Here is a 26,185-nt window from a genome sequence, read left to right as displayed (position 1 = left end):
TCATAGGCCTTACCAACGACTGCGACACTCAAATCGAGCTTTACATCCATGAGACGGTTATCTTTCTCAGACTGCCCCCATCCGCTGCGTGTACCGGCTCCAACCCAATCCTCAAGTGCTCCTTGAGCAGCGCGCTTAACGCTCTCTGCAATAGGGTTCACGGCGCCGCCCATCATTCCAAAATCAGTACCCAGCTTGATTTGAAGATCGTTCTCAAATTGGTTCGTATTGGAGGTTTTCGTCACCAAGCGGACACTCTTGTTTTTTTCTCGAAAAACTTCAGTGCTCGTCTTCCCGTTGAGTATCAGGCTCGTCGAAGCTTGAACTCGTGCGCTTGCAAAACCATGGTTTGCCGATAAGGACCCAGCACCGTCAACACCATGCTTCATATCACCGACGATTTTAAAGCTCTCGCCCGTCAACATCTTTAATGCCTGGGCGGAACTCTTTGGCACGTTCCAGTCTGCGCTTTGAGGAGTCGATGCAAACCCCTCATCTTTGCGAAGCCGGACAAAAGACGTTTCATAGGCACGTCCAGCGCTCAGTCCGGTTGTTACCGAGCCCGCACCTACGGACGCAGAAAGACCCGCGCGCCCCCCCGCTCTGGTCTTCAAACCATACTCAATAAATTGATGACCGGGTGTTTGAACCAAGAGAGCATCCCGACGAATTTGACTCTTTTCGTCGCTGCTAAGGACCAGAGACTTGGCTTGTTTAAATGTCAAAGCACCATCGACACTGCCGTTAAAATCAAGAGGCGTGCCCAAAAGGCCCGAGAGATTCGTGTTCGCACCACCAGACAACCTTGTTTCACCCAAGCCATGGGTAGCTCCTCCGAAAAGGCCGATGCCACCGAGGCGAGTCGAAACTCCACCGGTGCCTCGAAACCCCGTAGTACTCGACCACGAGGTATCCAAATGAGTATTCGTACCTCCGCCAGAGAAACGTCCGCCAGCATTTATCGAATTCGAATTCTCATCGTGGCTACCACCAAAATGAAAACTGGTTGAGTCGTTGAAGCTATGTTCTGCATTGGCATCTAAGCTCAATGCTCCATCGCGACTTAAGTGCATGCTTTCGGAAAGTCGAGTCGAGTCGCCAACCTCATGCGAACCCTCAAAACCGCTATGCCAGTCTCCTTCAGAATTCAGGTCACCGCGGAAAGTAGCAGCATGGCCGCCGTGATTAAAACGAACATCACCGTCTCCCGTGACAACATCTCCGTTGCCGCGAAGGCTAAAATTTTCGGTTCCTCGTTCTCCAGAGTGTTCAACACCCGTGGACCAGCGCTTGCGGCCCTGTGCATCAACAGAGCCATCGGCTCGAACAAGCGTATCTGTATTCAGGTGCCTCTCCAGGCGTGCACTGCCCTCAAGCCCTGCTGTGGACTCATCCGCAATCAAGGTCACTCCAGAGGAGGTGCCCATCACATCACCGTTAGCACTGACTCTGGTTCTTAAGGCCTCACGGGGATCCAAGTCGGTCGACATATCAACTCTGGAATCTGCGATATCGATGTTGTTGCGCACCTGCGCTCGCCACACCGGCGGCATCCACCCAAAAAAACCAGCCATCATCTTCTCCTTACGTTCAAAACGATTATCGACTCGCGAGTAGCTTTGTTGCGTAAATCTTTTATTCCTTGAAAGACTCTCGATTGGAGCTTACCACCCGACCGATAAAAGCTATTAAGATCAAGACATTAATGGGTTTTGACCGACTCAACATTCAGCAGAGGGTCCTGCAAGTAGCCGCCCAGGAGATAACGTAGCTCGCTCACGAGAGGGGGAATCAGCTTCTCGGATTGACAGGCAGGTCGAAGCTTCCCAGTATGAAGGAGTACTCCATGCCCCCGGAGAAGCCTATGGCCACGGATTTGGTAGCCAGTCGAGAAATTATCAGAGAACGCTTTCAGGACCTGAAAGGTGTACTCAACAAAGTCATCGAACGGGTTGTCACCACCGACCCAACGCATATCCGCGACTATGTCGATAAGTTACGACTCGAAAATCCTGAACTGGATGACGATGGTTTGGCCAAGTTGGTAGTCAGCCGCAAAGCACTCAAAAATGGATGTGTGGGTGCCTTTGGTAGTCTCGGCGGCGCCTTTGCACTGCCGGTAGCAGTCCCTGCAGAATGGCTCGCCACCTGGCGAATACAAGCTAACATGGCTTTAGCCATCGCGTACGTTTATGGGCACACCCTCGAGGACCGTAATCTCAAATCAGACATTTTACTCATCATGGCAGGCGATGCTGCTTTATCAACTCTCAAGGACGTGGGCATTGAGGTCACTCAGCGCGTGACTCGAAATGCGATTCAGTCTTACCTCACGGAAGAAGTTCTGAAGAAGTTGATTGCATCTCTTCCCAAAGTCATTATCGGACGAACCACACGAAAGGCCAGTCAACGTTTTATGAGATTGGTACCGATTGCCAGTGCACCTGTTGGATTCGCGTTCGACTACGCTGCCGCAAAAGCAATTGGCAAGGCGGCGATTCACTATTACAGCCCTGATGAAGACTCCAAAGATTGAGCAGGATACTTTTCCGGCTTCCAACCTGGCTCATTAAAAATATAGCCCCACGCATCTGGAAGTGACTCTGCATTCTTTACGTCGCGCAACATATCCGCCCACTCATGGAACGCTATCTTCAGAGGGTTGTAGGTTTCGATATTTTTGGTTAGCCCATAGACAACTTTCTCACCTTCGGGCTCAAACGTGCCAAACATCCTATCCCATATGATTAACAGGCCGCCGTGATTTCTATCCAGGTAGTGCTCCTGAGTTCCGTGATGCACACGGTGATGAGAAGGGGTCATCAGAACAGCTTCCATAAAGCCAATTGTCTCCACCACTTCAGTGTGAATCCAATATTGATAAAGCAAATTGAGAAGCCCTACCGTAGCAACCATACTGGGTGTAAAACCCATCAGACAAAGAGGAAGAAAAAATGGCAGCGCCGTAAAGACCCCCGACCATGATTGCCTCAGTGCTGTTGAAAGATTGTAATGTTCGCTAGAATGATGGTTGACGTGAGCCGCCCACATAAAGCGTATGGCGTGATGCATGCGGTGAAACCAGTAATATGCGAAATCTTGAGCAAAGACTAAGGCTAACCACCATACCCATCCCTCTGATGGAATATCGAAGATGCGAAACTCATAGGCTAGATAATAAAGCGGGACGGTTACTATAAGAGCTACCTGCTTCGTAATCAGGTACCCCACTCCCATGCTTAAGCTCGCAAAGGTATCAATCCATGTATAGCCTGGCCGATTCTCAAAACGCTCCGGATACATTTTATGAATCCAAACCGACTCACCAATCATTGTTAAGAAGAACAAAGGAATCGCCACAGATAGGATGATCATCTCAGTTGTCACTTGTAGCCTCCAAAAAAAGTCGGCCCACGAGTTCGAGGGCGACCATACGTTGAGCGTGTACTTCGGGTTGAAAAAGCGCCAGCGAACCAACGGCAGCGCCCTGAATAGCATTAAGTAAAATATCGATGGCGCCCACAAAAAACGGAGAGCTTGATGCCTCAGGATAAAGCTCTTCGGCCAGCTCGCGAATACTGTCTCGATGGGCCTTTTCTTTCGGTCCCATAATGCTTTTCAATTCAGGGTCCGTGCGCGCGGCAGTGTGCAAATCATAAACAACCAAAAGGCGCGGTTGCTGAAAAAGCTCCCACAGTTGATTAAGACTTTCCCGAAGGCGGTCCTGGTCATCGGGAATGGCACGGAACATCTCTCGGTATTGTTCAACAAGCTCTTGATAAAGCTCATTCACTGCAGACGAAACCAGAATCGCTTTGGTTGGAAAATGCTTAAAGATAGCGCCTTGCGAACACCCCGCCGTTCGACAAACCTGAGTGGTGGTCATCCCGCCGTATCCATACTCAACCAAACAATCGATGGTTGCCTGTAGGATTTTATGCTGGGTCTGGGCCGAGCGTTCCTGTTGAGTCTTTCTCTTGGCGGTTGCATTCATGAGATACACCCTACATTAAAACATAAAAAGTGACTACTCACTTTTTATGTTTATCAGTAAAAGATGATCAAGACAATAAAAAACAAATATTTACAGATACTTACGGGTTCTACGCCAAGCGGCAATAAATCGCTTTTAGGTATTCCGTCTCTGGAATATTCATATGACAGGGGTGATCGATAGATTGACGGCCACGCTCAAGTAGCTGAATAGAACGCCCCAGTTTCGCTGCCGACCGGCTCACGGCAGTCTGTAGGTCACGAAAATTCATATGAAACGAGCAGGAGCACGAGATTAAAATCCCACCCTCAACCAGAAGCTCCATCGCCAGAGCATTGAGTCGCTGGTAGGCCAGCATCCCCTCTTTGATATCTTTACGACGTTTTATAAAGGCAGGAGGATCGACAACGATGACTTCAAACTTTTTGCCTTTTCGCTTCAAAGCTTTCAGAGCGTCAAAACAGTCGGCTTGAATGGTATCAAAGCGGTCTTCTACCCCATTTTTCTCGGCGCTCACCGTAGCATATTTTAAAGCAGTCTCAGATTGGTCTATCGCTGTGGCTGACTTAGCACCCATCATTAGGCTGGTAATGCTCCACCCACCCACATACGAGCAAACATCTAAAACCGACTTATCTTTAACGTAACGCTTAAGTTTGGCTCGATTGTCGCGCTGGTCATAAAACCAACCTGTCTTCTGTCCGGCCAACAAGGGTGCTTCAAATAGGGCACCATTCTCAACGACGGTAACGCTTTCAGGAACCTCGCCGCCAGCAACTCGGGTCTCTTTTTCAAGCCCCTCTAAAACCCGTACATTGCTGTCGTTGCGCCAAAGCACGCCTTTGGGCTCAATGACCTTAAAGAGCGCCAGGAGTATATCCTCGGCCATTGCATCCATGCCTGCTGTATTCAGCTGGGCCACGAGAATGTCACCATATCGATCGACGATAAGACCGGGTAAAAAATCACCCTCACTGTAGACCAAGCGGTAATAGGGCTGATCAAATACCGACTCGCGAAGCTTCAGCGCATTCTCAATTCGACTTACCAATAAATTTTTGGACAAAGGCTGGTGAACACTTCGGCTCACAACACGAGCACAAATCAAAGAGTGCGGATTCACATATCCAGCACCGATCGGAGAACCACCCGCAGTCTGAATCTCTACAGGCTGCCCTGGCTCAAATCCCTTAAGCGGCGTTTCCTTAGAGATCTCGTTACTGTAAATCCAAAGGTGACCGGCGCGAAGGCGGTTGTCTTCACCTTTTTTTAACCTCAGTGGGCTCAGTTTCTGAGGCATGTTGGCTCCTTAATAATGATGGAAGGAGCATCTACAGAATCTAATGCCCATTGGTCAATACCTTTGATTTTCGCACACTTAGAAAAGCCAGCCCACCGTAACATGCTATTGTCGCATAAAAATCAGAAAATACACGCAACAGCTTCGGCCAAAGCTCGATAATGACTACAACCTTCGTGCATTCTCAAAAAAGCGCGAAGGAAACATAACAATAACGCGGACAAGCTAAAGCTTGCTCGAGACTAATAAGAAAAGTGTTTCAAAAATTTGTTTGAGAGCTTTTCAACCAAGCGGGACGAAGTCGACCCACATCATCATCCTCGACCCGTTTCAAAAATAAAGCACTTTGTATTCTACAAAGCGCAAGGACCCACCTCGGTGCTGAGGTATTCATCCTACTCCAGCATCGAGGTCTTCGTTCATCCACGAAACAATCCCCCAACTCCGATTTAGTAAACCTTGGCTTAAAAGCCACGAAGCATGCGTACGTCGACTGTGTGGTAGCCTCGCTTCTTATAGAGTTCAATCGCAGAACGGTTGGCAGCGGTAGCGAATAATTCGCGGCTCCGCACCCCCATCCCCTTGAACCAAAGATCTGCCCAATCCATCAAAAGCATACCGATGCCTCGGCGACGATGGGCCGGGTCTACGCAAATCCAATTCAATTCACCACGGGGATGGCGAAAATATCTGTCGGTGCGAACGCTGCCCCAAACCACCCCGGTGGTATTTCGGTCTTTTTCACGGGCGATGGTCACAAATCGATTTTCTTTGGTGGAGTCTTCCAGGAGTTCTTGCCACTCTTTTTCCACCAATTGGTGCTCACGCAGGTGCTCACGGATATGGTCCGTGGTCCACGCGGGCCCTATCTGCTTTGACCACCAAGTCATATGCTCTACAAGATGGCCCTCGAGCCATCTACACACGGCCGTCTCGTCATCTTTTTTCAGTCTCTCAAACTTAAAGTCCCGAAGTTCAGACATCTCATCTCCCTTGAACCCAGAGTTATCTTAACCTACCGTAATAATTAGACAAGATTCGTTCACGAATTGCCCGGAGTAGGTCTGGCCTCACTTGAGGTAGAGTCCTAAAAGCACTATCTTCAACTTGAACATCCAACACTGATTCGGCTCAAGAACTCAGGGAGTTATCAAGTGAGTAAGAAGCCCAACTCAAGTAGCCCCTCGTTGGAAAGTTGGACCCAGGCAATCCTTGAGCATGTCGCTGCAATTCAAGACGGTAAAAATACTCTGACCCAAGAAGATATCGATGATGCGCAGTCTGATAATACGAAACAGCTTCTGAAAATAATCTTTCTGCTGCAGCAGAGAACCAGCTCAAAAACCGCTCTCGAAGCAATGGAGGCTGAAGCCAACAGGGCAATGCAGCTTGAGAATGCCTACGCCGCCCTCGATGAGTCCCACCAAGCGCTGCGCACGATACAAAGTCAGCTCATACAAGCCGGGCGCTTGGCCGCCGTCGGGGAGTTGGGAGCTGGGATTGCTCACGAACTCAATCAACCCTTAACGACCATTCAGGGCTTTGCCCAGCGCATCATCAATAAACCGGAGCGCCCGATTAAAGACTTTGTCGATGAGCTTGAGCTCATTATTCGTGGGGCAGATAGAATGTCGAAAATCGTCAACAATATACGACGCTTTGCTCGGCAAGATACCTACTCGCCCAAACCCCTCGACCTCTTCGCACCTTGTAAAGAAGCATTATCGCTGATGGCGGAACAATTAAGGCTGCTTGGGATCCGAGTCGAAATACCAGAATCCGTTTATTTACCGTTGGTAGCCGGTGACTTTGTCCAACTTGAACAAGTATTTCTGAATTTATTAGGCAATGCTCGAGACGCACTCTTATGCACCGATGCGAACCATCAAAAGTGTATCAAAATTCAACCCGATGTCAGTGCCACATCAGCTATCATCCGCGTCATAGACAATGGTCCAGGGCTCAAACCCGGTGATTCTTCTAAGATTTTCGACCCTTTCTACACCACCAAGCCTCAAGGTGAGGGAACCGGACTTGGTCTATCGATAGCCCACGGAATCCTCCAGACTCACAGTGGCCGGATAAGCTACACACCTGTTTTGGGTGGTGGATGTGAATTTGCCGTCCATGTTCCTGTTGCATCGCTTGATGTCGCCGGGGCCGATGAGGATAATGACTAAAGTCATGAGTATTCCTGAATTTGACCCAAAAGATTACCGCGTTCTAATTGTGGACGATGAGCCCGATGTGCGTCTTCTACTCACACGTGAGATTGGTGATCATGGTTATATGACCGATTCAGCCGGCGATGTGACCTGGGCCCTAGAAGAGCTTAAAAAGAATCACTTCGATATCGTCTTCTCAGATGTGCGGTTACCAGATCGCGACGGGCTAGAACTGCTGTCTCAAATCAAAGAGCGTTACCCCGATACCGAAGTCGTTATGATGTCTGGTTACTCCTCTATGGAGGCAGTCGGTAAGGCGCTCAGGCTTGGAGCTTTTGATTATCTGAGCAAACCACTGGGCGATATCAACATTGTGACCGCCTGTATCAAGCGCGCCATAGACAAAGTTCGCCTCCAGCGCGCTGTCAGTGAGCACATTCAAAAACTCGAAGAAAAGACAACTCAACTTGAGACTGAAATCTGTGAACGAAAACGCGTTGAGCAAGACTTAATAGACGCACGCGCAAATGCTGAACAACTCGCAGAAGCTAAGAGTCAGTTCCTGGCCAACATGAGTCATGAAATTCGAACACCGATGAATGGTGTTATCGGAATGACTGCCCTCTTACTCAGAACCGAGTTATCGGAGCGCCAACTCCGGTACGTGGAAACGATTCGTCGCTCAGGTGATGGTCTTCTAACAATCATCGACGATATTCTCGACTTCTCGAAAGTAGAAGCCGGCAAGATTGAATTACAAAACATCAATTTCAATCTGTCGCGAACCATCGAAGATGTAGCAGAACTACTCGCACCCGAAGCCCACCGCAAACAACTGCAACTGATGAGCCACATCCATAATAGCGTTCCAAGATGGGTGAAAGGTGATCCGGGAAGACTTCGACAAATTCTAACCAACCTCGCTGGAAACGCCCTCAAATTCACGGACCAAGGTGAAGTGGTGCTTGAGTGTGAGGTCATCGAGGAAGCGTCGACCTTCAACTCAATCAAGATGTCTATTCGAGATACAGGCATCGGAATTGCCGAAGAGCATCAAAAAGACTTATTCAACTCCTTTACCCAAGTCGATGAGACCAACACTCGCAAATACGGCGGAACAGGGTTGGGCTTGGCCATATCCAAGCAACTGGTTGAGCTGCTCGGTGGCGAGATTGGTGTTCACAGCGGGCGCGACAAAGGCAGCACTTTCTGGTTCACAATGCCATTTCGGATTGCTACACAGGAAGCCGCACCTCAACCTAAGCTCGATCTCGATAAATTGAAAAATCAGGGTATCTTGTTCGTTGATGATAATCCCACAATGCTACAGATTCTTACCGAGCATGCTGAAAGCTGGGGTATGGTCCCCTATATTGCACACTCTGGCATTGAAGCCCTTCCGCACCTCCAAGAGCAAGTTGACGGGAAGCCCAAAATTCAAGTCGCCCTGATTGATGTATTCATACCTGGGATGGATGGCTTAGAACTTACGCGGCGTATCCGCGAACTTGAGAACCACCGCTTCACGCCTATCGTTATGGCTACGGCATTTCCTAAACGCGGAGATGCAGAGAGAGCTCTCAAAGCGGGCATTTCCGCCTATCTGCCTAAACCGCTGCGCGAAAACGAATTACGGGAGTGCCTTCTTCAAGTTCTAACCGAGAATAGAGTGAGAGACTTACCCGAAAACTTGGTCACCCGGCACAGCATGGCTGATCAAGCAACATCTCAAAGCGGACTCATTAAAGTTCTTGTGGCCGAGGATAATATCGTTAACCAAGAAGTTACTCGAGAGATGCTTATTGAACTCGGTTTTGACGTATTGGTTGTGGAAAACGGTCAAGAAGCCGTTGACGCTTTTAAACAAGGTGGTTTCTCCGCAATCTTAATGGATTGCCAAATGCCCGTGATGACAGGCCAAGAAGCGACGATGGCAATTCGCCAAATAGAACACGATGCTCAGCAAAGCCCCACCCCCATTCTCGCACTTACCGCAAATGTGATGGCAGAGGATAAGCGTAACGCACTTGAGAGTGGGATGGATGACTTTCTCGTTAAGCCCATCAATCCCGATAAGCTTGAAGAAGCTCTTAAAAAATGGCTCTCGAAAACCGATACAGTAATAGGCCCCACCACCACTGCGATTAAATCAGAGGTGCTGACGTCTGATGTACGCAGGTCAGAGCGTGTGATTGAACTTTTTCTAAAAGACCTCAATGACAGAATCCCGGCCATCGATTCGGCCATCTCTGCAGGAGATGCCAACAACCTTCTTCAGCTAGCACATGGACTCAAAGGTAGCTCTCTTCAAATCGGGGCGCCAGGACTTGCAGCGCTTGCAAGAGACCTTGAATCTGTAGGCTCACTCACACGTTTAGAAAGTGCACGTGAAGTATTGGACCAACTAAACTCCGAGGTCCAACGAGTCAGGCAAGCGCTTGAGTCAACCGTACAAACCTGATTCAGGAATTCAAAAACACCAGCCTACGCCAGCAAAGAGCTACAGATATCCACTATGACGGACAGCATTGAGGTCAGAGAACTTAACGAGGAGGAGTATAAGGTATTCCTCCCACGAGTTAACCAGTTTCAAACAAGGTTTACCTTTCCGCTTGGTGATAAGCATTATTACTTTGACAACGGTGACGATTACTTTGCATGGTTTCGCAATATGGGAAACCTTCACTACTTTGTCGCTCTTGATGGTGATGAAGTTGTAGCCGTAGCCGCGCAAATCATCAGACAACTTGTAAGTTCAACGGGCGAAAAAACAGACCCTTTCTGGTTCCTATGTGACCTTAAAGTTCATCCCGATTACCGTGGGCGTGGAGTTCCCGAAAAGATTTTCACCAATCGATTTCCTCATCATTACTTCAGGTGTCCGCGCGGATATGCGGTGACCATCGACCCAATGGACCAGGGTGAAAATGCAATCGTTAGAATGTTGCAAAACTTCCCCTTAATTCCCTTTTCGGTTGCGACCAAATTAGGCGTCGTTATGCTCGATACTGAACTTATGGAAGAGGTCGACCCTATCCTGCGACGCCATCGTGGTCCGGTATCCTACTCATCAGCGGCGGGGGTTAGAGATATTGTTCCGGAAAATGGTGGTGAACCATTGCAGCTTCTTCACGCACAGTTTGGTCCATGTGCCCAACCTGGATACAAAAACCCTGTGGATGACCATTACCACATGTTTTGTGCACCTCTGGGAGATTCACTTCTTAAGGATTTGGAAATTCGAGGTATCCGCCCAGCAACAACCATAACAGTCGTTCATCATCGCTTAGATACTTGGAAGTGGCAGTTTATACTTACGAATGAAGTTTAATCAGTGGTTGTAGGGTCTGACCACAACGATGCCCAAATCTTTGGACTGCTTTAAGAGAGCCTTGACCAAACCTTGTTCATGTCCTGCGCCCATCACGACGCCACAAGAACGGGTATCAGGCTTTTTAAGAACTTCAAGAACCTTACTGGCCGCTACACGCTCACGTGACTTCATCACAACTCGTTTATATTGCTTCTCGAGTTTAGCTATCCGCCGCTTCAACTTCTTTTGGTTGCTTTCCTTGGCTTTGGCCTTTGTCTTCCCAATGCGTTTTCCAAACTCATCTCGGTAGTAAGTATGGTAACGTTCAACTTCCTTAGCCGAGACGACCTGGTCCATAAGAACACGGACCTGACCGAGAAAATCAGACACCAACCGTGCTTCGTCAGTGGCACCATCTCGCCTCAAACTGATTGAAGCCCGGCGTAACTCCCCGAAGCTCTCCTCCATCGGAAACAAAAAGCCATCTCTAAAATCCGGGAACTCAGCAAGCCACATATCTCGAATCGCACGTTCGCCGCGGTCCGCTTTCTGGGAAACCATCTGCTTTTCTTTGAGCTCTCGTAATTTTCCGTGGAGTTGCTCAGCCCGCGCCACCAACTCCTTATCTTCAATACCAAATCGGTGAAAAGCTGGGGACTCATTTCCGAGGCTTGCAACCGCTGCGCCCACGCCATCTTGCCATTCAACGTATCGCGTAAAGTAAGGCTCCAGGCCTTCCAATATTGTTTGCGCAGCGGGTACCAACCGAGAATCCTCAACTGCTGCCTCATATAAAATGCGTTGAAATAAGTCGTGTAGGCGCTGCGCCCAATTAACCGCTCGATCTAAACCAGCTGAGCGTCTCATCCGAGCTGCCGAGCTGCCTTCTATGCCCAGACACTGAAGCCCTTGAGACAGAACAAGATCCTCAACCAAATACTTCAGATTCTTTTGAACCGACGCCACCTCTTGGCCCATGCTTGACCATAAAACCGGAAGTCCTGTCGCTCGGTGATACTGGGGTACAAGCACGACTACATTCGGTGATTGCTGATCTCCATAAGTTTCGTTCACCCAATAATAGGACTCGTGCCCTGGCGCACTGCGTAAATTATTAGCCAGCTCAACCACATTTTTAGGGGCGAGCCCAACAGACTTTGGCTTGGATTCACGCTTCGACGATAGCTTGTTAATCCAGCGGTCTCGGCTGGCAGTGCTCTTGTTATCGTCAATACTTCGCTTCTCAACCCACCAGTGATCACCAAGAGTGTAGCTCTCAGCTTCGAGTTCCGAAGCGGTTTTGACTATTTTCGGTGCCTGAGCAATCGGTTCAGGCTCAGTTTCCGTAACGGCGACCGGAGCGGCAGGGACCGGCGACGGACTGACAACTTTTGCGCAGGCTGTGAGCCCAATGAGCAAAATACAACCAAGCGGTTTAATTGTGATTCCTATAGTCATGTCCAAAACCTATCCCACACTTGAGAATAAAGCCAAAAATATCAACACCTTATATAAAACAAATCCGTGTCGAGGAGGAAGGTAGCACGCAATTCCTCTAAGTTCCAACAACCATCGCTACTGACTGATAACATAACCGACATGTCTGTATTTAGGCCAGTTTTGGACAAATTTGTCAGCAATCTCATAGAGTTAAATCGCTTGCAGACAAAACCCATCACCGCTATTATCTGAATAACAGGGATTTCATAAATAAACAGTCGAAGTTGTTTTTTAAAAAGTGAAACGAAGAGTTTCACGGGCGGAGTACGTTATGCAGCGCGCATCGCAATCATTTAAAGTACTGCTAATTTTAGTCGTCGCAATATGCGCCGACTGTGCAAATGCATCTTCGTCGCCCGCCGTTCGTAATGGCGTTTTGGATTTACGTAACTGGAATTCTCAAATTGATCCGCAAATTTCGTTAGAGGGTGAATGGAAATTCTATTGGGACCAACATACTGAACCGTCCACTTACAATGGCAATCTGCGTAGCCAAGCCTCCACTGCTCCGGTGCCAGGCCGCTGGTCAGAACTCGTAGCCTCTGGATCAGGAAATCAAAAATTACCCTCCTACGGCAAGGCGACTTACACCCTTGATATCATCATTAACCCCAATACCCCGAAAAACCTGAGTCTCAGCCTTAGCAAAATAGGAACGAGCTATAAACTCTTTGCACTTAGCTCCAACCAATCAATGCTCATTGGCGAAATGGGCAGACCTGGGGACTCCGAGCCAACATCCACCGCCAAGATGCAGAACCAAACGGTTTCTCTTCCGCCCCTATCTCAAGGCAGCATCACATTACTTATTCAAGTCTCGAACTTTGTCGGTCCTGATGGCGGTATGATGGGTATCCCCACCTTAGGCTTAACCCAACACGTGGAAGCAAGTCGTGACCGAAAGTCGGTTGGTCTTTTTCTATGCCTTGGCGCACTGCTAATGCTCTGCCTATCTCAGATCCTCTCGCTTGTTTCACACCCTAAGAGCCGAGTTCACCGAGCACTCACGTGCCTCACCTTTTTCGCTCTGGCCTTTCTAGCGCTTCGAGGTGACTTATTTCAGTTGCTGGACCCAACTGGCGAAACATTTAGTTTTCAAAGGCTTCACCGCCTTGAGTTCATTCTCTTAAGTGCCATGTTGCCCTGCCTGGCACTGCTCTACCGCCCTCATTTAATCAGAGATGGCCAGGAGAAAACTCTGCTCGCAAGCTTCGTCTTTACGGGAACCAGTGGGCTGTTCGCGCTTCTGCAAAATATTCATGGGGTGATCAATACGCTTCCTTATCTGAGTATCCTGCTCTCACTCTGTACCGTGGCACTTGCAAAAAGCATGGCCGGCAACACAACGACGAAACCCGCTGAAAAGAAAATCTGGATATCGGGAACGGTGCTCTTATCTTGCGCATTTCTTTTAAGCAGTCCGCTTCTCAATTCAAGCAGCATCATGGCCGTTGTCTTAAACTTCAACTGGCTGATTGCCATGGGCGCGTTTTGCTATGCCGGAAATCAGCTTGAGACCAGAACCCGGACGTTCGAGCCCCAGCTGACTAAAAACCTCAAGCGTGAAGTCGAGGTCAGAACCGCAAGCCTCAAAAAACAAACCGAAAAAGCAGTACAAGACTCCGCCGAGGCAAAAGCATCAGAGTACGAAGCACTGGAGGCTGGCTTCGAGGCAGAGGTTGCTCGAGAGCAGCTCGCCGAAGAGAAACACAAACAAGAAATCTTTGTACAAAATATTTCACACGAGCTGCGCACACCACTGACGCTCATTTTGAACCCGCTGCAAATCGTTGCCAATGAGCATCCAAACGATCACAACCTCCAGGTCGCTCTGCATAATTCGCAACGCCTCCTAAGACTGGTTAATCAGCTACTGGACTTTCAATTGCTCGGCCGCGGTAATCGCACCATCGACATCAGACCCGTTGACTTGGTCTCGTTTGTGCAGACCTGCAGCGAATACTTTGCCTATTCATGCCTACAAAAACACATCCGCTTTAAGACGACCATTGAAGGAAGGCAACTTGAAGAAGTTATCGACAGCAATGATAAACCCTTGATTTTCGTTCTCTCGGAAGTAGATGCACTTGAAAAAGTCATATTTAATCTACTTTCGAATGCACTTAAATTTACACCAGACGGTGGCGAGATCGAACTGGGCATTCAGTCGGTTGATAATCATGCCCGAGTATTCGTGACCGATAACGGTCCAGGCATTAAGGCCGAAGATCAACAGCGCATCTTCAACGCCTTCGCTCAAGTCGATGATTCAGAAACACGCAGCTATGAAGGGACCGGGCTTGGCCTAGCTTATGCCAAGAGGTTGGTTGAATCGATGAACGGTCAACTGGAACTTCAAAGTATTCCCGATTTAGGAAGTCGATTCTGGGTCTCTTTACCTGTTTGTGAAGAGCCAGAGACAAGTGGCAACAACACCTTCCGTGTGAAAGACTGGTTGCTTGCTGACGGCGGCTACCATGCAAGTGAACACGCTCAAATCAACAAGAGCACACCAACCCCAGAGCACAGTTCCTCGAAAGGAACAATTCTGGTCGTGGACGATTTGCCGGAAATGCGCAAACTCATCGAGCATACACTGGTCAAGCGTGGCTACAGCATTCTGGAAGCCGAAAATGGAAAAATCGGCTTCGACATGGCCTCGAGGCATAAACCTGACTTAATCGTAACGGACTGGATGATGCCTGTTATGAGCGGTACGGATCTCATCAATGAACTCAAGTCGACGGCAGGGCTTTCAGCAATTCCTGTTATTTTACTCACCGCAAAGTCTGACAAAAAGAGTAAAGAACAGGCCATTTCGCTTGGTGCGGATGGATTCTTAAGCAAGCCTTTCGAGCAAATAGAACTCACCAGTATGGTTCGAAACCTGATGAAACTAAGGACCGCAGAAAGGCAAGCCGCTGACGAACAGCGTAAGAATGCACTCAGCCAAGTGGCCGCCCAACTCGCTCACGAACTCAATAACCCTCTGAACTTTATCGGTAGCGGAATGGACAATATCCGCGAGTACCACGATGAAATGGAAGCGGTCATCAACAAACTGATGAAAGGAACCGGCGACGAAGCAAAGAGTGTCAGAAGCTTTTTCAAGCGCCAATTTCAATCTCTGGATGAAGTTGTGGCTGACATTCAGGTGGGCGTCTTGAGATCCGGACATGTTGTCCAAGAGATCAGAAGTCTGACTGGAGTGGACGGCGGTGCCATAGAGAAAATCCAAATCCTCCCTGAAATTCAAAAGCAGTTTGAAGCTCTCGTTCGAGAAAATGGTGCCCATTTCACAGAGGTCCGCTTAAAGCATCTGGCTAAAGAGCCGGGAATCTACGAGGGAAACCCAGTGATTTTTCGTCGTGTGCTCCTCTCTTCACTCGAATGCTGTGCCCAATGGGCCCTAAAAAATGACAGCCCTGAGGTCGTCGTAGAGATCGAACGCAGCCGGTACGCCGAGCTAACTCTCCGATTCTCTCAAAATGGCGAGAAATTTAACCCCGATACGGCACCGAAACTTCTCGAACATGATGAAGATGATGCAGGAATGGGCCCACTGCGCCGCCTAACGCTTCTCAAGAGCCTTTGGCAGGACCATGGCGGAAACATTACGGTAAATCGTTTGGGCGTCAGTCAGCGGTATGTGGGCTTCACGATTGACCTGCCGTTCCCCAAGAGAAAGCCCCAAACACCCAGTATTTCAGATTCTAAAAAAACAACCTGAGAGATTCACTTTTTCAGGCTCTAAACACCTTTGTTCGCACCAAATTATCAGATAAATAATCCTTTTATTGTTGGGGTATAGGAATCGCTATGGAAGGCCAGTCAGGCGCCAATTCAACAGATACTGAAACGTCGGGATCTCAGCTTAAACTGGGAACCTTCATCGGTGTATTTACACCGACTGTCTTAACCATCCTCGGTGTTATCATGTACCTGAGAATGGGCTGGGTGTTGGGGCATGTTGGGCTAACAGGCACCATCGCTATTGTTGTGCTGGCCAATGTCATCACCCTGCTCACGTCGCTATCGCTCAGTGCGCTCGCCACCAATATGAAGGTTGGCGTAGGCGGCGCTTATTATCTTATCTCGAGAAGTTTTGGCCTGGCACTCGGCGGCGCCATTGGTATTCCACTTTATCTCTCACAAACTTTGTCCCTCACTCTCTACGCTTACGGGATGGCGGAGAGTTTTCGATTTGTTCTCCCAGAGTCACTGCTCAATACTCAATGGTTTCTTCCTCTTGTAGCGGCTCTCATCATCATTCTCGTTTCAGCCGTTGCCGGTAAAAGTACTGAACTCACGCTCAAACTTCAGCGACCTATTATGGTGCTTATCGTTGCATCACTGGTTTCACTCTTTGTCGGAACATTTACGGGAACCGAACAAATTACCGTCCCCGCTGAAGTCCCTCCGGTTGAAGATGTCCCCTTTTGGGCCGTGTTCGCCGTCTTTTTCCCGGCAGTAACCGGTATCTTATCCGGAGTGAGTCTTTCCGGAGACTTGGCAGACGCCCGAAAATCCATCCCAAGAGGCGTTCTCGCTGCAGTTTTGATTGGACTGGTCGTATACCTCATCATACCGGTTGCTCTAGAGATGCGCGCCGGTCCCAACCTGCTCAAACAAGACACCCTGGTCTGGCTAAAAGTTGCTTGGATACCGTGGCTTATCCTACCGGGGCTCTGGGGAGCCATTTTATCAAGCGCCTTCGGTAGTATCTTAGCTGCTCCCAGAACTCTTCAAGCACTCGCTCTAGACAGGCTTGCTCCAAAAATATTTACCCGAACTCACGAAAAAACCGGTGAACCGGTTCTCGGTCTCTATGTCAGTGCCAGTGTCGCCTTGGTGGCCGTCGCCCTTGGAGATCTCAACGTCGTCGCAGAATGGCTCACTGTATTCTTTCTCACCACCTACGGCGCGCTCAATGCCGTAGCCTGCCTCGAAACCCTCATCGGCGACCCTTCATTCAGACCCGAAATAAAAATCCCGTGGTGGGCCTCTTTCCTGGGTGCTGCAGGTTGCTTCTTTGCCATGTTTGCCATCAACCCTATGGCGTGCTGCGTGGCCTTCTTAATCGAAATTGCACTTTTTTCATGGATCAATCGCCGAACCTTAAGAACAACCTGGGGAGATGCCCGAAGCGGGTTGTGGATGAGCCTCACCCGTTACGGTTTGCTCCAAGTAAGAACGGCTCAATTTGATCCACGCAACTGGCGACCTCACATCCTCTGCTTTTCTGCAAACCCACAGCAGAACATTCGGATGCTGAGTCTTTGTGATGCTTTTGGTCAACAACGCGGCATTGTAACCGTGATGACCCTTCTCGAAGGTGATCTCGACGATAACCCCAGGCATCTTGAGCAGCAGCAAGCAACCAATGTATGGCTTGAACAAAACAACATCCAAGGTTTTAGCCAAATGGCTACAGTTTCCAATATCGAGGCTGGCGTTATCACAGCGGCCCAAGCCAGTGGTTTTGCAAGCCTTGATTCCAATACCGTTGTATTTGGGTGGTCCGGTAAAGACTCCGCAGTTTTAGGAAGACTCCTTACCCAGACGCGAAAACTCTCGCAGCTTGAAAAATGCACCATCATCTACCGTGACGTCCCTACGCCCTCGACCAACCGCGACCTCATCGTTTGGTGGAAGGGTAAACAACACAATGGTGACCTCATGTTACTGCTGGCTCACTTACTTTCTTTGGCAAAAGGCTGGCAGCACACACGCATTGTTTTAAAGAGTATCGTCAACAACGCGGATATCGCAGCCGAACGTGAGACCGAGTTTAGGTCTATGCTAGAGGATATTCGGATCGCCGCCGACGTGGACGTACTCGTAAAACCAGAAGAAACATCTCTGGAAGAGTTCATTCAAACCCACTCACAAAGTGGCAAGTTGGTCTTTATCGGGCTCCCTGTCCCCGCCCTTGGCGAGGAAGGCCCCTATGCTCAAACGCTTACACAACTTACCTCGGGCATGCCAAGCACAGTCCTCGTCCGCAATGCTGGACCTTTCAGAGGACATCTCGTTTAAATAACTCCCGATTCCAGGGGCGTACTCCGGCAGACAAGCGCATACAGTGTGTCCCATATTGCCACATTCATTTAGTCAATTTCCCAACACTCTGTCGACTTACCGTCGCAGCAAAAGCCGTTCTCAGGCCATATCCAGCGTTTTTCGGTGATCCTGATCACAGAAACATCCTCTTTTCGACTAAGAAAACCGCCGCCCAAGGTGGCACACGAGTTGCAAAGCTTATGGTGTGTAAGAAACAAAGTGCGACCCAGGCGGAGGATGAGTGAAAGTGGGGGGGGCGCGCAAAACAACTTTTGGGGAGAGAACATCATGAGACTATTTAAGATTATTACTTGGGTGAGCATCACAGAGATTTCCGTACTGGCTTTTACCAGTTTCTTAACTTGAAACACTGACATCTACAGCAGGGGAAAAGTCATGAAAATATTTAAAGCAATCGTCATCATCGGGGTATTCACTATGGCCGTCGCATCCTGTGAAGCAGGTATCGGCAACAATTCAGCCATGGCCCAAACAATCGAAACACCTACCGCAAACTAAAGCGAATGTTCCCCTGGGAAGGGTGGGGGTTAGCTCCCCCTTAAAGTTTCCCCACCCTTCCTTATTTTCGCGTTCTATGAATCCTGCTCCCCTATCCTCAAATTTATCGATATATATCTATCTTTCTGAAAGAGACACACCCAATAAGGGCAGTCGTTGGTTTCACCTTCAGCTGCAGGGGTATTTATTTCGAAGCCTTAAAGAGAACTTCCGAAGAGCTTCTACAAGATCGAGAAATCGTACCGAACCTTGAGAAATAGACGGTCGTGAAACTCGTATCCCGATAAAGGTCCGAGTTCATCTGTGCCTTCACTCGGCATATAGAAAATGTAACCAAGTGAGGTATTAAAGCCATCAAACCAATTGTAGCCAATTTCTGCTCGAGCAAAGAGGCCTTGATTTGCTGTCCACCCAAACATGGTGAAAAGAAAATCCAACTGTAAATCGTTACGTAAAAAATTATGACTGGTCCGAAGTGAGATAACGGGAGCCCCGGGATCAATGGCGATGTTGTCCGGTAATTGCAACGCAAACGACTTCTGCAGCTCCAGTGTAAAAGTCTGATCAGACAAACCCGAATAGGTCACATGGCCCATGGCCGTAATCACATCTGTAGGGTTCACCGCCAAACTTAAAAATGTATTCTGGTTGCTGCTATCGATCACACCCAATGGCTTCTGCCCCTCTATCACCCCTTCAAACTTCAAGATAAAAGGCCCCACAGGAGCTGCTAATGCTACACCTGCAAGCATATAGCGAGGATGCTTAAAATCCACGCCCACCTTCTCAATCGTTGGGTCAAGCAGTTCGCTGGTGTTTTCAATGCTCACTACCCCTTCTCGGTAAAGAACGCTTGCGACATGAACCGCTACATCAAGACCGGACCCTTTGTATTGGAAACGAAAGAAGTACTGCTGGTTATTAAGCGAAAATCCACTGGGTTCATCGCGATAATAAAACTGTTTTCGACTTTGAATGGCATCTAAGTCGAAACGAATCGGGCCACTCTGTAGGGCCGCAGGCAACGGGCTAAACTCCCCAAATGGCGGCGGGCGCATCCCGTAGTGTGGGAAGTGCACGACCACCAATTCATACCTAGCACCTTTGAAGAAATAGCTCAGACGGGTGGATAAAGCCGGTACCCGAATATCATCCAAGTCAGCTAGGCCAGGTTCACGCTGGTCCCGGGTGTTCACAACATCAATAGGGCTTAAAACATCGCCCTCACCCCAAGTGATGATTTGCTGCCCCAGTGCAAGCTCCCAGCTATCGAAACCGAAGCTGATATAGGCGTCACGCAATTGAACCAAGTATTCGTAAGCTTCTAAATCTTCTGGGCTATAGGTATCGCGTTCGTACAAATACGCTAGGTCGTATTCCCCATGACCGGCAACAACGAAACTAAAAAATCCGTGTCGGTAAGACAGTCTCAAGTCGAGACTCTGGCGCGCTTTCGCAAACGGGTTTGCTTCAAACCGGCGGGTCCATACCCCAAAATCAGACCTTAAAAATCCATCTAAACTCAATTCCCAGGCGCGACTACTTTGCTCCGTATCAATTGATATTTTTGAAACATCAACTGTACTCTCGAACCCGAAATCATCTTCGTCACCTTCTTCATCCTCACCCCAGCCTTCTTCCCCTTCATCCTCCTCTTCGCCCCAGCCCTCCTCTTCATCGTCGGCCAAGCGCAACCCGTCGTAGGGCAAAGCAAAGCTCTCCCCTGACGCTCCAAAAGCGGTCACAAAAATAAGAATGAAAGTCCTAATAGGCATGGCTCAGATGCCTCTCAAATCACTTCTCCATCTCGCGTTGAGAGAAGTCTTTTTCAGCTACGCTTGGATCATTGAGTTTAAGGTCCGAGTAAGTCATTACGGTTTCAGACTCAACAGATTTACCCTTGCGAGTTTGAGCTCTCAGAGTATGGATTACCCAAACGTCGTCGATTTTCTTAATGTCTTCGAATAGTAAATACTTCAAACGTTTACCGGCTTTTACCCAAGCTTTAGTTTGCAAAACAATCAGTCGCGATTTGTCCACCCAAATATTTGTCTTGAGGTATCCGGTCTCGCGCGCTGCTTTTTCTGTTTTGGGACGTGCTTCGATTTTCCAGCAATCCACGCCATTTACCTGAGCCGACTGTTTAAGGATTTTGTAATCATAATCCTTGGGATCTGCTTTCGTCATATCCGCATAAGAAAAATCAGTTCCCATAAACGAGCCCGACTTCTGCGTGGATGCAATACGCGTCGACTTTCTCAAGCTGGGTAAATACAGCCACTGGTCGTCATTCTTCGCTCCGTCATCATAGTCAACAGAGAGAAGCCCTGTGTTTTTAACGTCAGCTGGGGCGGAAAAACGCATGAGACTTTTCGAACCTTCTGGAAAATTCATACTCCGAACATTCAGAGCTCGCTCACGTTCACGCCCACTCTTATCCTTAATCTTCATGACCATCTTGGAGGAAACACGGTCACCTGTTTCACGGTCAAACACACCGTCCATAATCGCTTTGGCATCGGTAGAATCCGGCGCCACTGCCATGGCCGGAGTGGTTACCAAAAAAGCAAAGAGACTCGCCACACCAACTAAAATAATTCTACTCATCGCATCTTCCTCAAGCGTTGGGGTCAACCACAGACCCGGTTGAGATTATAGAGGACTTCCATGGTTCAACCCAGCGCGAGCGAACCAAGCCTATAAAAAAGACTCAACTAAGCTGATTTTATTCAAGAAAGAAAGATAGTGAACGGATCCTAGTAACTTACGCTGCGGGCTCCCGGCACAATTGAGCGTTGATCTCGTTGGGCAGCGGGAACCACCGCAATCGGTCCAACTCCGAATCGAAGCCGTACTGCTTGCGAGGCGTGTCTCGGTCAACCACTTCACGGGCTTCAATGATCCGCTTGGCTTCGTCGATATAACCCTTAAGTGCCCACTCTGGCTCCGTTGCATGACGCGAGCGGTACTGCATCTTGCCGCATTGATAAGTAACGTCTGTGAGGTTCATAGACGCTTCCAATTTTTTGTAACGATGACGCCACAATGAATTTTCAGGCTCAAACCGATAATCCGGCAAGAGTTTCCAACCTTGTTCAGCAATCAACTCAACAGCGTCCAGCAAGAATTCGAACACTTCTTCAGAGATGAAGTAGTTAAAATTCATCCGTACCCATCCAGGCTTCAAGGCTTCGCACCCCATCTGGACCGCCGCCTCATATTCTCTGGCTTTCATCAAATCGATACCCAAAAGCCTATGGCCGTAAGGACCTGCACAAGAGCATCCGCCCCGGGCCTGAATACCAAAGAGGTCGTTAAGCAAAGCCACTACAAAGTTGTGGTGTAAATAACCCTTGTCGAACTTTACCATGAACGAAACAATGGAAAGTCGCCACGCATCAGGGTTTCCAAGTATCTCGATATTAGGGTTATTTCCCCAACGCTCTATTGCACGTTTTGTAAAGGCTTCTTCCCGGCGTCTAATTTCGTCAAACCCAACAGCTTCTTTCAGCTGAAAAACAAGACCGGCTCGAATACTTTCAATAATCGCAGGTGTACCACCCTCTTCTCGGTGAACCGGATCGTTGTGGTATGAGTGTGACTCCTCGGTCACATAAGTCACCGTTCCACCACCAGGCGAACTGGGAACTCGGTTGTGGAATAGATGTCTTTTTGCGATCAAGATCCCCGGTGTTCCAGGACCGCCGATAAATTTATGAGGTGAAATGAAAACCGCATCTTTATAAACAAGATCGCCTCCATCTTGCTCATCTTCCATATTCATTTCGATTCGAACATAGGGTGCAGCCGCGGCAAAGTCCCAGAAAGACAATGCCCCGTAACGATGCAACAAAGCAGCAATATCACGTGTTTTCGAGCCGATACCCGTAACATTCGAGGCTGCTGAAAAACTCCCTATCTTCAGGGGCCGCTCTTCATATTTCTTGAGCATCACTTCCAGGTTCACCAAATCGATCCGACCATCGGCGTCTTCTTCAATCATAACCACATCAGCGATGGTCTCTCGCCAGGGTAACTCGTTACTATGGTGTTCATAAGGGCCGATAAAAACGACGGGCCGCTCCTCCGCTGGTATGTTTTCAGCCAGCTTGTAACGGCTATCGAGATCGGCCGGCAGACGGATATTAAGGATATCAATTAATTTGTTGATCGCCGCTGTTGCACCCGATCCACAAAAAATAACGAGGTCGTCTTCGGCCCCACCCACTGCCTTGTGAATCATCTCTCGAGCGTCTTCTCGAAACCGAGTCGTCTGAAGCCCTGTACCACTCGTTTCGGTATGCGTATTGGCATAGAGCGGCATCACTTCGTTGCGGATAAAATCTTCGATAAAAGAAAGCGATCGACCGCTGGCAGTATAATCGGCATAGGTAACTCGTCGTAACCCATAGGGTACGTCAATCGCTGCATCAGAACCGACGATAGAATTGCGGATTGTTTCTACAAGATGGTCTGTTGAATTTGTCATCTGATGATGCTCCTATTTTCGCACTGACGAAGTCTGAACACATGAGACATTGTAACACCCCCGAGGACGTGTCGACCCCAAAAAGTCGAATATAGTCGGCAAGATAGAGAGCAAAAAAAGAAAAGCCAAACGATATCAAGCCTCCCGCTAAACATAAGAACGTGACTCATAATCATACACTTGAATGTGAGAAAAACAGTCATAATTAGCGTAACGATACATGACTGAAACACACATATTTAGAACGAGTATTTTAGGTTCCCAAAATGACACAACAAGGTCTCTAAAAACCATTGTTCGACGCATCGTTCCATTTATGGAACAGGTTCACGAAAGCTCACATTTGTTCGTAAACATTTGAGAGTCCCACCCGTTTGCTCTACCCTTATGAATAGCGACCGATTAAACCAGCTCGGGGTTTCATACCCCATGGGCTCTAGATGTAACCAGGAGTATGCCGTGGGCGTACCTCGTCAAAATCCCGTTCGAAGCCACAGTCCTCAAGCCCGAGTTCTCACCCGGATCTGCATCGCACTTTTTCTCTTCACACTCGGCTGTGAGGGAATTCAAAATATCGACAATACCCGAAATGCTGTCTGCGGAAACAACACCGTCGAAATTGGCGAAACATGTGATGGCATAGATTTCGGCCAAACAGACAAGTCGTGTGAGTCTTTCGGGTTCAGTGCCGGTGAACTTTCATGCAACTCAAGCTGTGATGGGTTCGATACCAGTTTATGTGCCAGCACTGAATGTGGAAACGACTTCCAAGAGGGTATCGAAGTATGTGATGGAACAGACTTACTTAATCAGGGCTGTGACGACCTAGGCTTTAACGGCGGCAGCCTTGGCTGCGCAGCCGACTGTATGAGTTACGACACGTCTGGATGCACCAGCCCCAATCTGAGTTGTGGCGATGACATTCAGGACATTGGCGAGACCTGTGATGGAACTGATTTAGGTGGCCAAAACTGTGAAACTCTTGGCTTTAATGGCGGGGTATTAGGGTGTCAGTCCGACTGCAGCGGCTTTGATCTCTCGGGCTGTACAACCGACTCTGCCTTTTGCGGCAACGGCGTGGTTGAAAATGAAGAGCAGTGCGATGGTTCCAACACCAACGGTGCCACCTGCATCAATCTTGGATTCGATTCTGGAGTGCTTGGTTGCTATTTAAATTGTCTCTATGACACAACAGAATGCGTTGAAGAGCCGATCTGTGAATGCCCCACTTCTATACTCGGCGATGGCTATTGCGACACAGCTTGCAACAACGCCCTCTGCAATTACGACAATGGGGATTGCGTTTCCAGTGGTGAGTGCGCCACTGGGTGTACGGCTGCCATGCTGGCCAACAACAGCTGCGATGAAGCTTGCAATAACATTGCCTGTAATTTTGACAACGAACTCTGCGTTGGTGTCCCCACCTGTCCTTCTGAATGCGACAGTTGGTTAAGCGACGGATATTGTGATGCCACTTGTAACGTCTCAGAATGCACCTGGGATGGTGGCGATTGCTGTGGCAGCTCTTGTGTTGACGCAACTTTTGACTGCGGTGGAACATCCGGCCAGAGCTTTAGCTGTGAAGATCCTGAAGCCTGTGAGAACAGCGGCGGCTGCGAAAGCTGCATGGGAATGTGCGGAACCATCGCCCCAAGCAATGGGATGAATTGTTCGTGCGATAGCAGCTGCTCCGTCCTTGGCGACTGTTGCGATGATTACCTCGCTGCATGCCCCGATGACGGCGGCGGAACCGGTAGTGGTTGTACCGGCGATGTTTCCTATCTTAGTGATGGCTGGTGTGATGCATCCACGAACAACCAAGGTTGCGGCTTTGACGGCGGAGACTGCTGCGAATCAACCTGCTTCGATTCCACTTACGAATGCGGTGCCTGGGCAAGCTTCAGCTGCCAAGACCCAAGTGCTTGCGAAAATACAGGCGGTTGCAATTGTGATGGCGACACAAGTTACATCGGTGACGGCTGGTGCGACGGGGCAACCAATAATTCAAGCTGTCAGTGGGACGGCGGTGATTGCTGCGAATCAACGTGTAGCGATGGGACCTACTCGTGTGGCATTGTGGGATACACTTGCGACAATCCAACAGCCTGTGAAAACACCGGTTTAGGCTGCCCATAAAAATAGGGATCAACCCTACACCGCATCTCCAAAATACCTACAAAACTGATCAGTAGATTTGATTGCGGCCAGAGCTGCAGCAGACTAAAATTAATCGTAATATAGCGTATGTGTGTGCACACAATCTACATACCTGTATTCGTTCAGTAACCGGTTAAGTGGGGAACAATCAATGAACATCAATAAGCATCTCTGGATAATCCTGTCGTCGATTTTTTTCGTAGGTTGTGAGGGCGTCATCCCCGAGCCTGGCGACAACAACTCTTGCGGCAACGGAGCGCTTAACCAATTTGAAGCGTGCGATGATGGCAACACTGACGACGGTGACGGTTGTTCTTCGGCTTGCCTCATCGAGGACGGATACAACTGCCAAGGAACGCCGAGTGAATGCACATCGAATTCTGAATGTGCCCCAAACTGTGTAGGCGCAGAGTGTGGACCTGATGGATGCGGCGGCAGCTGCGGGGAGTGCTCAGAAGGTACTACCTGCTCAGATGCGCGAACCTGTGAGTTAGACGACGCAAGTGATGCGGCAGATGCAAGCGACGCAGCAGACGCAAGTGATGCGGCAGATGCAAGCGACGCGGCAGACGCAAGTGATGCCGCGGATGCAAGCGACATGGCAGACGCAAGTGATGCGGCAGATGCAAGTGATGCGGCAGATGCAAGTGATGCGGCAGATGCAAGTGATGCGGCAGATGCAAGT

At 49.0% G+C, this 26,185-nt stretch carries 16 protein-coding genes and 1 pseudogene; 8 read left to right on the top strand and 9 right to left on the bottom strand.

Features of this window, described 5'->3' with window-relative positions; translation table 11 throughout:
* Window positions 1-1,574: hypothetical protein (locus HOK28_14365; GenBank protein ID MBT6434279.1), on the bottom strand; the 1,574-nt coding region annotated here is incomplete at its 3' end.
* A 272-nt stretch (window positions 1,575-1,846) separates the two neighbouring features.
* On the opposite strand from HOK28_14365, the gene HOK28_14360 reads away from it, so the two are divergent.
* The gene (locus HOK28_14360; protein MBT6434278.1) at window positions 1,847-2,536 is read left to right on the top strand and encodes an EcsC family protein; all 690 of its coding nucleotides are present in this window, start codon (window positions 1,847-1,849) and stop codon (window positions 2,534-2,536) included.
* Here HOK28_14360 and HOK28_14355 read toward each other — a convergent pair.
* The 4 genes from HOK28_14355 to HOK28_14340 all read right to left on the bottom strand — a co-directional run bounded on the left by HOK28_14355 (window position 2,506) and on the right by HOK28_14340 (window position 6,277).
* Window positions 2,506-3,375, bottom strand: a complete 870-nt coding sequence (locus HOK28_14355) for a sterol desaturase family protein (protein MBT6434277.1) — start codon at window positions 3,373-3,375, stop codon at window positions 2,506-2,508. The two genes, HOK28_14360 and HOK28_14355, sit on opposite strands and share 31 nt — an antisense overlap.
* A gap of 1 nt (window position 3,376) precedes the next feature.
* Entirely contained in the window at window positions 3,377-3,994 is a 618-nt protein-coding gene (locus HOK28_14350; GenBank protein ID MBT6434276.1) for a TetR/AcrR family transcriptional regulator, read from the bottom strand.
* A gap of 109 nt (window positions 3,995-4,103) precedes the next feature.
* Window positions 4,104-5,294 (bottom strand): class I SAM-dependent rRNA methyltransferase, encoded by a 1,191-nt coding sequence (locus HOK28_14345; protein MBT6434275.1) that lies wholly within the window; start codon window positions 5,292-5,294, stop codon window positions 4,104-4,106.
* 464 nt (window positions 5,295-5,758) lie between these two features.
* Complete coding sequence (locus HOK28_14340) at window positions 5,759-6,277, bottom strand: GNAT family N-acetyltransferase (GenBank protein MBT6434274.1); 519 nt, start codon at window positions 6,275-6,277, stop codon at window positions 5,759-5,761.
* A 171-nt stretch (window positions 6,278-6,448) separates the two neighbouring features.
* On the opposite strand from HOK28_14340, the gene HOK28_14335 reads away from it, so the two are divergent.
* From HOK28_14335 to HOK28_14325, 3 genes are read left to right on the top strand one after another with little or no spacing between them, the layout of a single operon-like run.
* Window positions 6,449-7,474 (top strand): GHKL domain-containing protein, encoded by a 1,026-nt coding sequence (locus tag HOK28_14335; protein MBT6434273.1) that lies wholly within the window; start codon window positions 6,449-6,451, stop codon window positions 7,472-7,474.
* A gap of 4 nt (window positions 7,475-7,478) precedes the next feature.
* Complete coding sequence (locus HOK28_14330) at window positions 7,479-9,920, top strand: response regulator (protein ID MBT6434272.1); 2,442 nt, start codon at window positions 7,479-7,481, stop codon at window positions 9,918-9,920.
* Between the two features lie 54 nt (window positions 9,921-9,974).
* Complete coding sequence (locus HOK28_14325; GenBank protein MBT6434271.1) at window positions 9,975-10,790, top strand: GNAT family N-acetyltransferase; 816 nt, start codon at window positions 9,975-9,977, stop codon at window positions 10,788-10,790.
* Here the strand turns inward: HOK28_14325 and HOK28_14320 are convergent, their stop codons facing one another.
* Window positions 10,791-12,230 (bottom strand): hypothetical protein, encoded by a 1,440-nt coding sequence (locus HOK28_14320; protein ID MBT6434270.1) that lies wholly within the window; start codon window positions 12,228-12,230, stop codon window positions 10,791-10,793. It lies immediately after the preceding gene.
* Between the two features lie 313 nt (window positions 12,231-12,543).
* Here HOK28_14320 and HOK28_14315 point away from each other — a divergent pair, with 313 nt between their 5' ends.
* Both HOK28_14315 and HOK28_14310 read left to right on the top strand, forming a co-directional pair.
* Entirely contained in the window at window positions 12,544-16,002 is a 3,459-nt protein-coding gene (locus HOK28_14315; GenBank protein MBT6434269.1) for a response regulator, read from the top strand.
* An 89-nt stretch (window positions 16,003-16,091) separates the two neighbouring features.
* Window positions 16,092-18,311: an amino acid permease gene (locus tag HOK28_14310; GenBank protein ID MBT6434268.1), complete on the top strand. Its 2,220-nt coding sequence runs from the start codon at window positions 16,092-16,094 to the stop codon at window positions 18,309-18,311.
* 764 nt (window positions 18,312-19,075) lie between these two features.
* Here the strand turns inward: HOK28_14310 and HOK28_14305 are convergent.
* The 3 genes from HOK28_14305 to HOK28_14295 form a co-directional block, all read right to left on the bottom strand.
* The gene (locus HOK28_14305; protein MBT6434267.1) at window positions 19,076-20,629 is read right to left on the bottom strand and encodes a hypothetical protein; all 1,554 of its coding nucleotides are present in this window, start codon (window positions 20,627-20,629) and stop codon (window positions 19,076-19,078) included.
* A 19-nt stretch (window positions 20,630-20,648) separates the two neighbouring features.
* Window positions 20,649-21,461 (bottom strand): outer membrane lipoprotein-sorting protein, encoded by an 813-nt coding sequence (locus HOK28_14300; protein ID MBT6434266.1) that lies wholly within the window; start codon window positions 21,459-21,461, stop codon window positions 20,649-20,651.
* Window positions 21,462-21,618: 157 nt separating this feature from the next.
* On the bottom strand, window positions 21,619-23,343 hold the full coding sequence (locus HOK28_14295; GenBank protein ID MBT6434265.1) for an aminotransferase class V-fold PLP-dependent enzyme: 1,725 nt from the start codon (window positions 23,341-23,343) through the stop codon (window positions 21,619-21,621).
* Window positions 23,344-23,802: 459 nt separating this feature from the next.
* On the opposite strand from HOK28_14295, the gene HOK28_14290 reads away from it, so the two are divergent.
* Both HOK28_14290 and HOK28_14285 read left to right on the top strand, forming a co-directional pair.
* Window positions 23,803-25,479 (top strand): hypothetical protein, encoded by a 1,677-nt coding sequence (locus HOK28_14290; GenBank protein ID MBT6434264.1) that lies wholly within the window; start codon window positions 23,803-23,805, stop codon window positions 25,477-25,479.
* A gap of 172 nt (window positions 25,480-25,651) precedes the next feature.
* Window positions 25,652-25,870: pseudogene (locus HOK28_14285) on the top strand (hypothetical protein).
* Window positions 25,871-26,185: the final 315 nt, after the last annotated feature.

It is taken from the genome of Deltaproteobacteria bacterium, assembly GCA_018668695.1.
Classification (GTDB): Bacteria; Myxococcota; XYA12-FULL-58-9; order XYA12-FULL-58-9; family JABJBS01; genus JABJBS01.
This window is presented reverse-complemented; position numbering and strand designations above follow the sequence as displayed.

Excerpts from the sequence above, each read along its gene's own strand:
- HOK28_14315 (MBT6434269.1), top strand. The coding sequence starts at position 12,544 with ATGCAGCGCGCATCGCAATCATTTAAAGTACTGCTAATTTTAGTCGTC.
- HOK28_14360 (MBT6434278.1), top strand. The coding sequence starts at position 1,847 with ATGCCCCCGGAGAAGCCTATGGCCACGGATTTGGTAGCCAGTCGAGAA.
- HOK28_14325 (MBT6434271.1), top strand. The coding sequence starts at position 9,975 with ATGACGGACAGCATTGAGGTCAGAGAACTTAACGAGGAGGAGTATAAG.
- HOK28_14320 (MBT6434270.1), bottom strand. The coding sequence starts at position 12,230 with ATGACTATAGGAATCACAATTAAACCGCTTGGTTGTATTTTGCTCATT.
- HOK28_14330 (MBT6434272.1), top strand. The coding sequence starts at position 7,479 with ATGAGTATTCCTGAATTTGACCCAAAAGATTACCGCGTTCTAATTGTG.
- HOK28_14355 (MBT6434277.1), bottom strand. The coding sequence starts at position 3,375 with ATGATCATCCTATCTGTGGCGATTCCTTTGTTCTTCTTAACAATGATT.
- HOK28_14300 (MBT6434266.1), bottom strand. The coding sequence starts at position 21,461 with ATGAGTAGAATTATTTTAGTTGGTGTGGCGAGTCTCTTTGCTTTTTTG.
- HOK28_14295 (MBT6434265.1), bottom strand. The coding sequence starts at position 23,343 with ATGACAAATTCAACAGACCATCTTGTAGAAACAATCCGCAATTCTATC.
- HOK28_14350 (MBT6434276.1), bottom strand. The coding sequence starts at position 3,994 with ATGAATGCAACCGCCAAGAGAAAGACTCAACAGGAACGCTCGGCCCAG.
- HOK28_14345 (MBT6434275.1), bottom strand. The coding sequence starts at position 5,294 with ATGCCTCAGAAACTGAGCCCACTGAGGTTAAAAAAAGGTGAAGACAAC.
- HOK28_14340 (MBT6434274.1), bottom strand. The coding sequence starts at position 6,277 with ATGTCTGAACTTCGGGACTTTAAGTTTGAGAGACTGAAAAAAGATGAC.
- HOK28_14310 (MBT6434268.1), top strand. The coding sequence starts at position 16,092 with ATGGAAGGCCAGTCAGGCGCCAATTCAACAGATACTGAAACGTCGGGA.
- HOK28_14305 (MBT6434267.1), bottom strand. The coding sequence starts at position 20,629 with ATGCCTATTAGGACTTTCATTCTTATTTTTGTGACCGCTTTTGGAGCG.